At 52.2% G+C, this 13,155-nt stretch carries 14 protein-coding genes; 4 read left to right on the top strand and 10 right to left on the bottom strand.

The features are described 5' to 3' along the window. Positions 1-709: 709 nt before the first annotated feature. Positions 710-2,539 carry an ATP-dependent nuclease gene (locus P0078_RS19995; protein ID WP_282931654.1) on the bottom strand — a complete coding sequence of 610 codons (1,830 nt, stop codon included), beginning with the start codon at positions 2,537-2,539 and terminating at the stop codon, positions 710-712. 413 nt (positions 2,540-2,952) lie between these two features. Continuing rightward, on the bottom strand, positions 2,953-3,234 hold the full coding sequence (locus P0078_RS20000) for a hypothetical protein (protein ID WP_282931655.1): 282 nt from the start codon (positions 3,232-3,234) through the stop codon (positions 2,953-2,955). A gap of 277 nt (positions 3,235-3,511) precedes the next feature. Between P0078_RS20000 and csrA the strand changes: the two genes are divergently transcribed. Continuing rightward, positions 3,512-3,700 (top strand): carbon storage regulator CsrA, encoded by a 189-nt coding sequence (gene csrA / locus P0078_RS20005; RefSeq protein ID WP_282931656.1) that lies wholly within the window; start codon positions 3,512-3,514, stop codon positions 3,698-3,700. A gap of 137 nt (positions 3,701-3,837) precedes the next feature. On the opposite strand, the gene P0078_RS20010 is transcribed toward csrA, so the two are convergent. The 7 genes from P0078_RS20010 to P0078_RS20040 form a co-directional block, all read right to left on the bottom strand. After that, entirely contained in the window at positions 3,838-4,254 is a 417-nt protein-coding gene (locus P0078_RS20010) for a DUF6746 family protein (protein WP_282931657.1), read from the bottom strand. A gap of 406 nt (positions 4,255-4,660) precedes the next feature. Beyond that, positions 4,661-5,932, bottom strand: a complete 1,272-nt coding sequence (gene bioA, locus P0078_RS20015) for an adenosylmethionine--8-amino-7-oxononanoate transaminase (protein WP_282931658.1) — start codon at positions 5,930-5,932, stop codon at positions 4,661-4,663. Positions 5,933-5,972: 40 nt separating this feature from the next. Further along, positions 5,973-6,713 (bottom strand): ABC transporter permease, encoded by a 741-nt coding sequence (locus P0078_RS20020; RefSeq protein ID WP_282931659.1) that lies wholly within the window; start codon positions 6,711-6,713, stop codon positions 5,973-5,975. A gap of 41 nt (positions 6,714-6,754) precedes the next feature. Then, entirely contained in the window at positions 6,755-7,321 is a 567-nt protein-coding gene (locus P0078_RS20025; RefSeq protein ID WP_282931660.1) for an ABC transporter permease family protein, read from the bottom strand. Positions 7,322-7,380: 59 nt separating this feature from the next. Further along, positions 7,381-8,013 (bottom strand): FtsX-like permease family protein, encoded by a 633-nt coding sequence (locus P0078_RS20030; RefSeq protein ID WP_282931661.1) that lies wholly within the window; start codon positions 8,011-8,013, stop codon positions 7,381-7,383. Next, on the bottom strand, positions 7,989-8,420 hold the full coding sequence (locus tag P0078_RS20035) for a hypothetical protein (RefSeq protein WP_282931662.1): 432 nt from the start codon (positions 8,418-8,420) through the stop codon (positions 7,989-7,991). The genes P0078_RS20030 and P0078_RS20035 overlap by 25 nt, the downstream gene beginning before the upstream one ends. After that, positions 8,420-9,142 (bottom strand): ABC transporter ATP-binding protein, encoded by a 723-nt coding sequence (locus tag P0078_RS20040; RefSeq protein WP_282931663.1) that lies wholly within the window; start codon positions 9,140-9,142, stop codon positions 8,420-8,422. The genes P0078_RS20035 and P0078_RS20040 overlap by 1 nt, the downstream gene beginning before the upstream one ends. Before the next feature lie 45 nt (positions 9,143-9,187). On the opposite strand from P0078_RS20040, the gene P0078_RS20045 reads away from it, so the two are divergent. After that, positions 9,188-9,856, top strand: a complete 669-nt coding sequence (locus tag P0078_RS20045; RefSeq protein ID WP_282931664.1) for an arylesterase — start codon at positions 9,188-9,190, stop codon at positions 9,854-9,856. A 120-nt stretch (positions 9,857-9,976) separates the two neighbouring features. Then, positions 9,977-10,894: a tRNA 2-thiocytidine(32) synthetase TtcA gene (gene ttcA / locus P0078_RS20050; RefSeq protein WP_282931665.1), complete on the top strand. Its 918-nt coding sequence runs from the start codon at positions 9,977-9,979 to the stop codon at positions 10,892-10,894. Here the strand turns inward: ttcA and P0078_RS20055 are convergent. Next, positions 10,779-11,480, bottom strand: a complete 702-nt coding sequence (locus P0078_RS20055) for a hypothetical protein (protein WP_282931666.1) — start codon at positions 11,478-11,480, stop codon at positions 10,779-10,781. The genes ttcA and P0078_RS20055 overlap by 116 nt on opposite strands. A gap of 114 nt (positions 11,481-11,594) precedes the next feature. Between P0078_RS20055 and putP the strand changes: the two genes are divergently transcribed. Continuing rightward, the gene (gene putP / locus P0078_RS20060) at positions 11,595-13,061 is read left to right on the top strand and encodes a sodium/proline symporter PutP (protein WP_282931667.1); all 1,467 of its coding nucleotides are present in this window, start codon (positions 11,595-11,597) and stop codon (positions 13,059-13,061) included. Positions 13,062-13,155: the final 94 nt, after the last annotated feature.

Consider the following 13,155-nt stretch of genomic DNA (forward strand, 5'->3'; position numbering starts at 1 on the left):
TTTAAGAAATTTGGTGCGCCCAGCGTGGGCGTGAGCTAATGTCCCCTAAGGGAAGATTACTGTTAAATGGCCCTATTAAATGCTAACTACTAGTGAATGGCAACTGCAATACCGTGAGATTTTGTGAAGATGAGGCTATTCGCAAAACTATGAGCTGACGATCATAAGCATCCTATAAGGCTAAGGCTGGAGACGCGTTAGTCAGGGACATCGAAGCCATCTGATCTTAACGGGTAAAATAGATGATGCAGTTATGTAATGAAATTTTTACGCTCTTATCTGAGTTGGTCTGTTTAACCTGCCACGATGAATCTTCCATTGGGGGCGCTGACTCATAAGGAGATCCAACCCACTAGCCACCATTGTGGGGGTTGAAAAAAAGTGGTGGGGCATAACAGTACCTCGGTCAGTAATGATCAAGGTGATTAAGCGTAGATCAGCGGATGGTATAGTAACCTAATGCCAAGATTAATAGCTTGTATATGGCGAAGGCCAGAACTTAACTCTGCAAATTAAAAGACAGGGCTAGCCTACCGATATGTGTCCAGCCAAATATCACGTAGAGGTAGCGTATGGTCATGGCGCTCAATTCAAATGAATAGTTGCTCGATACTACCGTTGAATAGAGATTTATTACGGATAGGGAACCACCCATTGCGGACCCGCACGATGGGTGGTGGGGGGAGCTAGAAACTACTGGCTAGCCGATTTAAGGGGCCTCTCGAAGATGGTCTAAATATGGACTGCATAAGGTGATAAAAGTAGACTTCCAGTCATTGGGTAAATCAATAAATTCATCACCCCAATTGTTCTGTATATGCAGGTGGGCCATGTATGGTTTTTCGCTACTTGGTGCATCATAGCCCAGTAGATCCTCAATGCATTCCTCAATCATAATTCGACGATCTTGACCTGTTTGGGCCAGAATTGGGGCGTTCATCGCTTCAGCGCGTTCTGTCCCTTCATCGCGATCGTGCATAAATATGTAGTTTATATTTAGCGCATTCAAATATTTTGCAATCGATATAAGAACTGCTTTTCCTCTGGCTCTGAGAAACTCACAGTTTCCTATTACCTTTGCCTTGTCTTCATGAGATAGCCTCTTAATCGTTTCACGCACAACAACTTCTTCTGTATCTCCTTCAACAAACACACATTTCTTGGAAAAGAACATTCTTGATATGTAATCATCAACTTTCAAGAGCATCTTCAAGTTTTGCTTTTCGTCTTCAGCGAGTTCAACGAAAGCTTCTTCTAGATTGAATGAGTTGGCTGTTGAGAAATTGTCTTCAGTAAAGTTAAATTTCGCAAGGCTCATGCTTTTTTCTGAGCCGAGATTGATCATGTAAGGCGAGTGAGTAGTCGCTATGATTTGGCAGTTTGGTCCCGCCAGATCATATAATGAATCCCGCATTTGGTTAGCAGCTGAAGGATGCAAATAGATTTCTGGCTCCTCAAAGCAAAAAATTGTTGCTCTAGGGGTGTCAGTATTTCTGTTTATAAAGTCTTGCACGAATCTTAAAAGCTGGAATGCGGTTGCCCTGATCATTCCATGACCTTGATAGTTAACAGCAGTTTTTACATTGCTTTCCATTTCCACTTTAAATTGAGGCTTTATGGATTTTTCAGGCACGTCAAGTGTCGCACTAACATGTACAGCCGAATCAGGAAAAAGCGTATCAACCATTCCATTAAGGTCACTAATTAGTTGGCCAAAATCAGTTTCCTGGTCATTTGGGTTGAGCTCAGCTGCAAGGTTATTTAGAAAAGCCTGTGCTTGAACGTAATTTTCAGAGTTACTCCTGACCTGATCAAATAGTCCCCCTAATAGGGTAAATAGTGCCCCTCCGGGGCTTGTCAGCTCAGAAATGCAAGATTCTGCTGGTATTACAACAATTATGGGAAGTTTTGATAATACATTACCGGGAATTCCACCGGGGTTTTCAACCCAGGTAGCTTCTTCGTCTGTTTGAATATCCCAGCATTCTGGCAGATCCAATAGTTTTGATTTTGTTGCTGTTACAGTTAACTTTTTTTCAAAGTTAGATTCGCCAAAATGCTCTTTCAAGAATGTTTCCGAGTAATGCTCTCCTACGAGGTCTGATACTATTCTACATTCAGCATACAATGCGCTCCTCCTTCGCGGATATTCCTTCATGAATATCTTTGGTTTGCTTTGGTTAAGGGACCAAACTTTCTTATAAATGATGGAGTTTCCGGTTTCTCCATCTAGCTGATCTTGAGATGATATAACCCTGCCTTTAAATCCTACCCAGCTGTGAGCGGCAGACGGTAAATTGTGATACTCTGCCACAATCTCAACTTCATCTTCATAGGTATAGCTCTCTTCCTCTTCGTTATACTCTTTTGAATAATCTTCTCTATCCAAATTTGAATTCTTATGGAAGTAGTCTATCGCAGAAAAAACGCTTGATTTTCCTGCATTATTTGGGCCGATAAGAAAGGTTGTATCCCTAAAATTTATTTTGCAATTCTTGAGTTTTCTAAAATTATTTATTTGAAGCTCATGCAGTCTCATTTAAATATCCTTATTCTGGTTTCAGGCGCGCAGCCCCTTAACTGCGTATTCAAAAGAAGCTGCATTATATCGCTAGTCAATATACCTAAAGTGCAACAAACCCTCTAGCTGAAAAAACAAATAAATCAGTATGCTGGTCAACACTGGCGGGAGATTTCTCAAGTGGATATATTGTGGCTGGATTACATCCTGATGTTTTGCTGCTTTTGATCATGGATATAATTGGTTAAAAATCAACAAGCTGACACTCTTTTTGCATGGTATATGTTTGGTTGTTTTTGATGTTCGAAATGGAGAGTACAGGAAAAAAATAGAATATATTTAATCAGTAAAATGAAGCTGCTATGGATGATCTATTGTTTCTGGATTTTAAAGTGAAAGGCGGGGGAGAGCACCTGTCTTAACGGCCATTCTCAAACGTGACAGACATTTTGCAAATCTTGAGCAACAAAAAATTTAGGCACAAAAATAATCTTATTAGATTTTATTAGGATTGTTTTAGTGTCAAAGCCACGTAAAATCGATAGATATTTATTGATATTTTGACGGCGGTTAAGAAGCCATCTAAAGGCAACAATCAAAGCAGCTCGGTTCGAAGAGCCTATAGAATAATGAACCCAAGAATCTTCTAAAAACCAACCCCTCAAAGGAGAACGGTAGCGTGAAGTAAGAATAAGTAAAAGGCGCTGACCCAAGGTGCTGGAACACCTGGGGCCAGCTGACCAAATTGATACATACACTATCAAGATGGCTATATGCATAGTACGCTAGAAACCCGCTCGTCTTCAATAAAGTGGAGCACAATCAGCGGCTTGGAGAGATTCCCCAGGCCCTGGGGGCGTTGCGTCTGCCTTTTTTTATTCTATGCCTACCGTTCTCGCGCACCTCCTCGCAGTTACTCAAAACAGTTCTATCCAAACTTTCCCATTGTGGAAGGTCAATCCATGGTTTGAGTATCAGTAGGAAACAAATATGTTGATCTTAAAGCGCCGCACAGGCGAGAACTTACGGATTGGAGCGAATGTCTCAATCACCGTATTGGAAGTTAAGGGCAATCAGGTAAAGGTAGGAATAATTGCTCCAAAATCCCTGCCCGTACACCGCGAGGAGATTTATAGGCGGATCAAAAGGGAAGGAAATATGGGCAGTGGAAATCGTTGAGAATCTGATTGGGATTGTGGCGTGTCGCCATGAACGGGTGGTGTTGCTATGAAAGCGCTAACTGCTGATAGTTAGCGCTTTCAGTCGAGCCTTTCGCTGCGGATAGAGCCACAGGTTAAGCTCGGAAGTGATCTGTATTAGTGATGTTTATGCTTAAATCCAGCAGCAAATTTGTCTGCTAATTTAAAGTAGTGATTCAGATCCTTGCGGGTTTTTTCTGGGCGGTTGTTTTCGGAGTTAATGTGGATGTTTTCCACAACAACGGCGATGTCTTTTGCCAGCTGCTTCCTTTCACCCTTCAGGTTCTCAGCGAAATACTCAACACTTTTTTCGAGTCTGTAGGTGATGACATGAATCTCGTGGAGCTCAGCAGGATTAAGCTTTTTCTTTCCCTTAATTTCTTCTGTTGTCTCAACAAAAATCTTTCTCGCATCCTTCAAGGAAGTAACTTTCGCTACTTTAAAGTGCTGGATGGGCTTTTCTCCGGCAGCAGGGCTAGCTTGAGCAGTGGTAGCAAAAGTAACAGCAAAAAGTAATGCAATTAAAGTTCTCATTTTTCCTCTCTAACGCCCAAACTTTAAGGGTTGGTAAGGCATTGATCGGGCGAGGTGAATGCCTAACATTTTTCAGTGATCATTTTGACCACTTTGATCGCTATCCTAAATGAGGATAACTATCATTAACATTCATGATACAGGAATTTTTAGGTGCTCAAAACACTTCTCGAAAAAATTGCGATCAAGTTGATCAAAATTTGAAAGGATTAAGAAAATGGAATCTGAGAGAGGCGCGTTCGGGAGGGGTAAACGGAGGCCTTTAGCCTGGAAGAGGCGACCCCCGTGTTAAGAAAAGTAATCAGCTAACCCACTATTTGCTGTAACAACGCCGCTGGTTTTTACAGAAAGAGCTGATTTATCCGGAATTATTGAGACCGGCTTCACAAATTAATTGGTACTGACGCTATTGGATCTCTCCCAGAACATTGACCATTGCCGAAGTTAATTGGCTAAGGTCTTCTTTCGAAATCACATAGGGCGGCATGGCGTAGACCAGCTTGCCGAAGGGGCGCAGCCAAACTCCACGTTCGATTAAAGCTTCCTGCACCTTGGCCGTATTTACCGGCTCGCGCATTTCCACCACGCCAATCGCCCCAAGGGCTCGAACATCAGCGACACCCGGTGCGGATTTTAATGGGGCCAGCTGTTCAGCCAGCTGCTGTTCGATTGCGGTTACTCGTTCCTGCCAGGGGCTGTTGAGTAGCAGTTGAATACTGGCGTTAGCGACGGAACAAGCCAGGGGGTTACCCATAAAAGTGGGGCCGTGCATAAACACACCGGCTTCTCCGCTGCAAATACCTTCGGCTACTTTATCGGTACAGAGGGCGGCGGCGAGGGTCATGGTGCCGCCGGTGAGGGCTTTGCCCAGTGTGAGGATATCGGGGGTGATATCGGCGTGCTCACAGGCAAACATTTTACCGCTGCGGCCAAAGCCGGTGGCGATTTCATCGGCGATAAGCAGTACATTGTTCTCGTCGCAGAGCTCGCGCACCCGGCGCAAATAATCGGCAGAATAAAAACGCATGCCGCCGGCGCCCTGGACAATGGGCTCTAAAATAATCGCAGCGAGTTGATCGCGGTTCTCTTCCACTTGCTGGCGCAGTTCGGCGATATCGCTGTCACTACAGCTGCTGCCAAAGGGGGTTTGTGGTGAGGGGGCAAACTGGTGCTGGTTCAGATGCTCGGAGAACAAATGATGCATTCCGGTGACTGGGTCACAGGTGGCCATGGCCCCGAAAGTATCACCGTGGTAACCGTTGCGCAGGGCCAGCAGGCGGTTCTTTTCGGGCTTGCCATGGGAGTGCCAGTATTGGACGGCCATCTTGATAGCCACTTCCACAGACACTGAACCGGAGTCAGCAAGAAATACCCGGTTGAGGCCGGCTGGAGTGATTTTTACCAGTTTCTTGCACAGCTCGATCGCCGGTTCGTGAGTTAAACCCCCGAACATCACATGGGACATTTTGTCCATCTGATCGCGCATGGCCTGGTTTAGCTCGGGCACATTGTAGCCGTGCAGGGCGCTCCACCAGGAGGACATACCGTCGATCAGGCCGCGCCCGTCTTCCAGGTAAATACGTACCCCTTCGGCCCGCGTCACCGGGTATACCGGCGGCGGGTCGATCAGGGAGGAGTAGGGGTGCCAAATATGTTTGCGATCGAAATCCAGGTCCATAAAAACTACATCTTTATTCTTAAGAGCCGACAATCATCCGTTAGGCCAGTTCGCGCAGTACTTTGAGCGGGGGCTGGCTGATCGAGCTGTAACAGGCCAGGGTACCGGCAGTGCCAACCAGTACAGCACCGGTGAGTGGTCCGGTTAGCCAAAGGACTGGGTGCAATATCACCGGCAGTTCAAAGACCCAATAAGACAGCACGGCCAAGGTGGCTTCCGCACCGATAGCCGCGAGCAAACCGGCGGCAAAACCCAGTAGGCCAAATTCCAGTATCAGGCTTCTCAGCAACAAGCGCCTGCGGCCTCCCAGTGTGCGGATAATTGCCGCTTCCTGCAATCGCTCGGCGATACTGGCGCGGACCCCGGCGATTAATACCAGGACCCCGGCAACCAGCATCAGGGCCATAACCGATTCGATAGCGAAGGACACCTGGTTAATGGTGTCGCGGATACGCTGGATGATCTTATCCAGCTCTATCACGCTGACGCTGGGGAAGGCGCGAACCAGGTCGTTGACCAGCAACTTGTCCTCCAGTGGGAGGTAAAAACTGGTGATATAGGTAGCCGGGAAATCATCGATAGTGCCTGGCGCAAATATCATATAGAAGTTGGGGCGCATGCTGTTCCAGTCCAGCGAGCGGAAGCTGGCTACCGGGGCTTCTACTTCCAGTCCGCCGATGGAAAAGCGCAACTGATCTCCCAGTGACAGTTCCAGCTGGGCTGCCAGCTCCACTTCTACGGAAACACCTTCGCTGGCCTTGTCCCACCACTTGCCTTCCAAGATACGGTTGTCCGGCGCCAGGGTATCGGTGTAGCTCAGGTTTAATTCCCGGCGAACACCGCCGGGACGATCTTTTTCTCTTTAATCGAGACGCCGTTAATCGCTACCAAACGGCCGCGCACCATGGGGTAAAACTCGGTGCTGCTTACCTCGCCCTCTGCCAGCATGTTTTCCATGGTTGGAACGTCGTGGGGGGCGATATTCAGGAGGAAGTGGTTGGGGGCTTTTTCCGGCAATTGCATCCGCCATTCGTCCACCAGGGCCGTGCGGGCAAAGACCATGGCCAGCATGGCCAATAATCCGGTGCCAAAAGCGGCAATCAATAGGGTGTTGAATGCAGCGCGGCGTTGCAGGCTGCCCAGGGCAATGCGCCAGGCGCCGCCCAGGGAGGCCAGCTTTCCGCGCACCAAAAGTCGGTTAACCAGGGCGCTGCCGGCTACCAACAGGAGCATGCCGACAAACAAGGCGAGCGTCATGAGCAGACTGCCGGACAGCCACCAGATCAGAAGCAGCATGGCGCTGGGGCCGAGGATCAGGCCGAGCCATTCGCGTCTGTCCGGATTACTCCAGTCGTGCCGCAGGGTTTGCATCGGATCTGTGCGCGCCAAACGGAACAGCGGCGGCAGGGCGAAGCCCAGGGCGCAGGCGATGCCGGTAGCGAGCCCGATCAGCAGTGGGCTCCAGCTGGTAGCCGGGGTTGAACTGGGAAGAACCCCTCCATCAGGTTGACCGCCTGGCTCTGGATAAAGGTGCCCAGTGCCAGCCCGATAGCGGTGGCAATCAGGGTGAGGGCGGCCAGCTGTCCCAGGTAGATACCGAGAATTTTGTTGCGCCCTGCACCGAGGCTTTTCATTACGGCTACGTAGGCGCCGTGGCGCAATCCGTAGCGTCTGGCTGCCAGGCCTACGGCGACACTGGCGAGGAGAACGGCAAGGCTGGCGGCGAGAAACAGGAAGGACTCGGCTCTATCCAGGGCTGAGGCAACACGGGGCTGGCCTTCGCGCAGGTCCAAGATCCGCTGGTGTTCAGTTAGTTGAGGTTTGAGCCAGTCAAAGTAATCCTTTAGGACTTGGTCATCACCGGCAAACAGGTAGCGGTAGCGCACTCGGCTGCCGGGCTGGATCACACCTGCGGCGGGCAGGTCGGCGGTATTGGCTAGCAGTCGCGCGCCCATATCAAACAGGCTGGTGCCCCGGTCGGGTTCCCGCTCCAGTATGGCTGTCACTTTTAATTGGGTGTCGCCGAGGGCGATAGGATCGCCGAGCTGGATTCCCATCAAAGGTAGAAGGCGGGACTCCACCCAGGCTTCTCCCGGGGAGGTCCTTGCGGTGCCACTTCCCCTGGGCCTTCCGGGGACTTGCTGATTTCCAGTTGCCCCACCAATGGATAGCCTTTGTCGACGGCTTTGACCGAGACAAACTGGAACTGGTCGTTGGCGGAAATCATGGATGAAAACTGGACTATCTGGGCCTGTTCCAATCCCTTTTTGTCGGCTTCCTCCAGCCATGCGCTATCCACAGGCTTACTGCTGCGCAGCACCCGCTCTGCGGCCAGGAAGGTGAGGGATTGCTGCTCCATGGCGCGGGTAAGGCGGTCGGTGAAATGGGCGATCGCAGTGACACAGGTAACAGCCAAAACCAGGGCCGAGGCAATCAGCGCCAACTCGCCACCGCGCCAGTCCCTGAACAGCAGTCTGAGTGGCAGCATCAGGCGGACACCTCCGACAGGTTGTCTCCGTCGATAAGGGGAGCGTAAGAATCTACAGCGCCTGCCGACATATGCAGGTGGGAGGCACAGCGCTCTGCCAGTCGCTGTTCGTGAGTCACCAGCACCAGGGTGGTGTCAGATTCTTCGTTGAGTTTAAACAGTAGGTCGATAATTTTGGCGCCGTTGCCGGCGTCGAGGCTGCCGGTGGGTTCGTCGGCAAACAGGATGGCATCTTTGCTGCTAAAGCTGGCAAAGGCCCGGGCAATGGCCACCCGCTGTTGCTCACCGCCGGATAACTGGCGCGGGTAGTGGCGCAGTCGCTGTTCCAGACCCACACGGGAGAGAAACTCTTCCGCCCGCTTGGCGGCGCCTCGCTCACCGCGCAATTCGCTCGGTAGCATCACATTTTCCAGGGCGGTAAGGCCGGGCAGTAGTTGGAAAGTCTGGAATACAAAGCCCACGCAGCGGGCGCGCACCGCTGCGCGCTGCTCTTCGTCCATGGCGGTGATCTCGTCGCCCGCCAGCCAGATTTTGCCCTCGGTAGGTTTGTCCAATCCCGCCAATAGGCCGAGCAGGGTGGACTTGCCGGAACCTGAGGCCCCTGTCACAGCGAGGCTCTCGCCACGGGCGACTTTCAGGGAGATATTGTTTAATAGGGTCAGTGGCCCTTCGCTGGTGGAGACCCTGTGATAGAGGTTTTCTGCCGTGAGAATGGCGGACATACTGTATTCCCTTTGCGGATACGCGAGATTTTTGGAGAGTATGACATGACAACAGCCTTTTTTCGGCAGTTACTGACTCGGTTCGGCTTGGTGCTGATGCTGTCGGTCCCCAATCTGGCACTGAGTGCAAACAAGCCCGGCACTCTGCTCGTATTAGGGGATAGCATAAGTGCGGCCTACGGTATCGATGAGGAGTTGGGCTGGGTCAACTTGTTGCAAGAGCGCTTGCAGGAGAAGGGGCGCCCGGTGAAGGTGGTCAATGCCAGCATCAGTGGGGAGACCTCCGCAGGCGGCCTGACCCGGCTGCCGCGCCTGATGGAAGAGCACAATCCCCAGTGGCTGATTGTCGAGTTGGGGGGTAACGACGGTTTGCGCGGCTATCCACCCCAGAGCTTGCAGCGCAATTTGCAGCAGATGGTCAAGCTGGCAAAAGATTCCGGGGCTGAAGTTCTGCTGCTGGGGATGCGTATCCCGCCGAACTACGGCCGCGCTTATACCGAGGCTTTTGCCGCTGTATTCCCCAAAGTAGCTAAGGCCGAAGAGGTCGCCCTGGTGCCCTTCCTGTTGGAAACCGTGGCCCTGGAGCAGGGCGCTATGCAATCCGACGGTATCCACCCCACCGCTAAGGCGCAGCCGGCCCTGCTGGATCATGTCTGGCCCTGCGTGAAGTCCCTGTTGGGGGAGAAGGCGGCTGGTGAGTCGTGTACTCCGTGATCGAAATGCGTACAATCGCGCCCCCAGGAACAGGAAAGCCTGGCTCTGGTCCCAAAGTTTAAGGTTTTGTGCCGGTACTCTGGGCCCGGTCACTGGTCGCGAATGAGTTAGAGAGACACCATGCCCGAATTGGAAAACCGCCGCGAGCGGCTCGAGTTTAATAAGCTGCAAAAGCGCCTGCGCCGCCATGTGGGCCGCGCCATCGCCGACTTCAATATGATTGAAGAGGGCGACAAGATTATGGTCTGTTTGTCCGGCGGTAAGGATTCCTACGCCATGCTGGACGTGCTGCTGAATTTGCAGAAGACAGCGCCGGTCAACTTTGAACTGGTGGCGGTCAATATGGACCAGAAACAGCCGGGTTTCCCTGAACATATCCTGCCGGAATACCTGCAATCCCTGGGTGTTCCCCACCATATTGTTGAGAAGGATACCTACTCGGTCGTGAAGGAAGTGGTGCCCGAGGGCAAAACCACTTGCGGGCTCTGCTCCCGTCTGCGCCGTGGCACCTTGTATGGCTTTGCTGAAGAAATTGGCGCCACCAAGGTGGCACTGGGCCATCACAAAGACGATATCGTCGAGACCCTGTTCCTGAATATGTTTTACGGTGGTCGCCTCAAGGCGATGCCGCCCAAACTGCGCGCCGACGATGGCCGCAATATCGTGATCCGTCCGCTCGCCTATTGCCGCGAAGAGGACATCGCCCAGTACGCCGAGTACAAGCAGTTTCCGATTATTCCGTGCAACCTGTGCGGCAGCCAGGAGAACCTTCAGCGCCAGGCGATCAAGCAGATGGTGCGGGAGTGGGATAAGAAATTCCCAGGCCGCAGCGAGAATATTTTCGCCGCGATTACCCGGGTGTCCCCGTCACAATTGGCGGACAGGGACCTCTACGATTTTGAGAGTCTGGAACTGGATCGCTCTACGCCGTCGGCTGTCGAGCGTCCTGACCATTCAATCCAGCGCCAGGTGAATTCTTGGGAGCCTGAGGATGCTCAGGAAGTGGAGCCCCAGTATATCGAGGCGCTGAATCTGTAGGATCCGCACCGCTGACCAGTTGCGCGTAACTGCATTCAAAGTCCCGGGGACTGGCACTGGGCCCGTGGTGAAAGTGCTGATGCCAGAGGCGCGCCATATTGGCCACGTCTGAGGTTTCCTCGTCCTGGATCTTGTGGACTTCGGCCGACCTGTAAATCAGCCAGGCAATGGCTGTGGCATAGCGCAGGTTGGTGGTCAGTTCGCTGTGGGGGTGATCGAGAAAATCCCGCTGGCTCGCCAGCCCTCGCACTTTTGAGGCGAGGCTCGGGTGATCGATCAGGTATTGATCCCAGATTTCCCGGTGGGTGTGGGGCTGGATTTGGTAAATACCCAGCCCGTGGCGCCGTCCCTGTTTGAGGTGGAAGCCCAATTGCGACTCCTGGGCAGCGGTTCCCAGAAGGAGATTCTCCATGCCCTGGCTCCAGGCTCTCAAGTGCTTGAGGGTTGGACGGATAACCTGGAGTCGGAGCTCGTCCAGACAAATGCCCATAGTGTTGTCTTTTTTTCTGTAGTTGTATCCAACATATATGTAGTTTGCTGATTGAGTCGGCGCCACCTTATGGGTAGATTTACGCGCAATAAACATAACAATTTTTAGGTGGTGCTCTTTCCATAGCTCAATGCGCTGAAAAATTGAGCAGGAAAACGCAGACTATTCCCGCGCCAAGTACCACCCCACTTTGATCAGAAGGAATCCCTTATGGCCGCCGAGTGGCTGATCGCCCTTACTTTTGTCGCCTATTTGGCGTTGATTGTTGTTATCGGTATTTACGCCTACATGCGTACAAAAAATGCCAGCGACTATTTCCTCGGCGGCCGCTCCCTGCCGCCGGCTGTGGCGGCCCTGTCTGCCGGGGCCTCGGATATGAGTGGCTGGCTGCTACTGGGACTGCCTGGCGCGGCCTATGCGGCGGGGCTCTCTGCCGGTTGGATCGCAATCGGTCTTTTCTCCGGCATCGTTCTGAGCTGGGTGACAATGGGCCGGCGTCTGCGCATCTACACCTATGAGCTGGACGATTCCCTGACGGTGCCAGCTTATCTAGATCGTCGGTTTAAGATGGGGCACCCCTATCTGCGCACAGTCTGCGCGATATTCATTCTGTTATTTTTCCTTTTCTATGTGGCTTCGGGCCTGATTGCCGGCGGCAAACTGTTTGAAACGGTGTTTGGCTGGGATTATCGCTGGGCGGTGATTATCGGTGCGGTTGCCGTTATTTCTTACACCCTGTTTGGCGGGTTTTTGGCTGTGTCCTGGACCGATGTGTTCCAGGGGCTGCTGATGAGTGCAGCGCTGATTGCGGTGCCTCTCGTTGTTATTTCTGACCAGGGTGGTTTTTCTGCCAGCTGGACTCGCCTGCAAACGGAGATGCCACAGCTGACCCACTGGATGACTGATAACACCGGGCAAACATTAAGCCTGGTGGCGATACTCAGTTCCCTGGCCTGGGGATTGGGCTACTTCGGTCAGCCGCATATCTTGGCGCGATTTATGGCGGTGCGCAGCCCTAACGATATTCCGGTTGCGGCGACAGTAGCGGCGGTTTGGTCCCTAGCCGGTTTCTTGGGTGCAATGGCGGTAGGCCTGTTTGCCCACCTGGAAATCCAGCAGAGCCTGCCGGATGGCGAGACTGTGTTTATGGAAATGGTGCAGGTGCTGTTCCACCCGCTAGTTGCCGGTGTTCTTTTGGCGGCGATTCTATCTGCCATTATGAGTACGGCAGATTCCCAGCTGTTGGTGTCCTCGGCTGCACTGGCAGAGGATATTTACCACGTTTGGTTTGGGCGTGAGACCACTCCGGAAGCCATGGTGAAAGTGGGGCGCTGGGCGGTGGTTGCTTTATCACTGGTCGCTGTGTGGATTGCGATGGACCCGGATTCCAAGGTTCTGGATGTGGTGAGTTACGCCTGGGCTGGCCTGGGCGCTGCCTTTGGCCCGGCGTTGCTGATCAGTCTCTACTGGTCCCGTATGACGGGCAGTGGCGCTATTGCCGGTGTTATCGTTGGCGGCCTCACCGTTGTAGTGTGGGAGCAACTCTCCGGTGGCATTTTTGATGTTTATGAGCTGTTGCCGGGTTTTGTTTTCTCTTCAGCTGCTATCGTGTTAGTGAGCGCGCTGACGAAGTGCCCGGAAGCCGTTGCCTCACAGCACCGCAAGTTGCTTGGTTGAGGGGGTAGGGCAGGACTTGAGCCCGAGCGACTCGCTCGGGCCGAGACAGACCAGCCGCGCTAGGGGCGCACCTCTGGCAAAGGTGCGACTGTTG

This window comes from Microbulbifer sp. VAAF005 (assembly GCF_030012985.1).
Taxonomy (GTDB): Bacteria; Pseudomonadota; Gammaproteobacteria; order Pseudomonadales; family Cellvibrionaceae; genus Microbulbifer.

What these genes read in the sequence shown, in the direction of transcription:
- csrA (WP_282931656.1), top strand. Translation starts at nt 3,512, where the DNA reads ATGTTGATCTTAAAGCGCCGCACAGGCGAGAACTTACGGATTGGAGCG.
- P0078_RS20045 (WP_282931664.1), top strand. Translation starts at nt 9,188, where the DNA reads ATGACAACAGCCTTTTTTCGGCAGTTACTGACTCGGTTCGGCTTGGTG.
- P0078_RS20040 (WP_282931663.1), bottom strand. Translation starts at nt 9,142, where the DNA reads ATGTCCGCCATTCTCACGGCAGAAAACCTCTATCACAGGGTCTCCACC.
- P0078_RS20035 (WP_282931662.1), bottom strand. Translation starts at nt 8,420, where the DNA reads ATGCTGCCACTCAGACTGCTGTTCAGGGACTGGCGCGGTGGCGAGTTG.
- P0078_RS20010 (WP_282931657.1), bottom strand. Translation starts at nt 4,254, where the DNA reads ATGAGAACTTTAATTGCATTACTTTTTGCTGTTACTTTTGCTACCACT.
- P0078_RS20055 (WP_282931666.1), bottom strand. Translation starts at nt 11,480, where the DNA reads ATGTTTATTGCGCGTAAATCTACCCATAAGGTGGCGCCGACTCAATCA.
- P0078_RS19995 (WP_282931654.1), bottom strand. Translation starts at nt 2,539, where the DNA reads ATGAGACTGCATGAGCTTCAAATAAATAATTTTAGAAAACTCAAGAAT.
- putP (WP_282931667.1), top strand. Translation starts at nt 11,595, where the DNA reads ATGGCCGCCGAGTGGCTGATCGCCCTTACTTTTGTCGCCTATTTGGCG.
- ttcA (WP_282931665.1), top strand. Translation starts at nt 9,977, where the DNA reads ATGCCCGAATTGGAAAACCGCCGCGAGCGGCTCGAGTTTAATAAGCTG.
- bioA (WP_282931658.1), bottom strand. Translation starts at nt 5,932, where the DNA reads ATGGACCTGGATTTCGATCGCAAACATATTTGGCACCCCTACTCCTCC.